The sequence below is a fragment of the Psychromonas arctica genome (genome assembly GCF_038155225.1).
In the GTDB taxonomy this organism is placed as follows: Bacteria; Pseudomonadota; Gammaproteobacteria; order Enterobacterales; family Psychromonadaceae; genus Psychromonas; species Psychromonas arctica_B.
Genome location: NZ_JBAKBA010000415.1, coordinates 1 through 210, shown reverse-complemented (window position 1 = coordinate 210; position 210 = coordinate 1). Strand labels below are relative to the sequence as shown.

The 210-nt window shown below is 39.5% G+C and carries 1 tRNA gene; it reads right to left on the bottom strand.

Features of this window, described 5'->3' with window-relative positions:
* Positions 1 to 128 precede the first annotated feature (128 nt).
* Positions 129 to 204: transfer RNA gene (locus V6255_RS18955), tRNA-Glu, on the bottom strand.
* Positions 205 to 210 lie beyond the last annotated feature (6 nt).

Below are 210 nucleotides of genomic sequence, written 5' to 3'. Positions count from 1 at the left end.
TCATTGTTATTGTGCGATAAATAAGAACATTTATCAGCTTTCCTAATTGTTAAAGAGCAGTGTTAAAAACACTTAATAATCATTCTAAGCAAGAACAGTTATTAAGTATCTTTCATTAAAGTAGTAGTTGGTATCCCCAAGGGGATTTGAACCCCTGTTACCGCCGTGAAAGGGCGGTGTCCTAGGCCTCTAGACGATGGGGACCCGGAA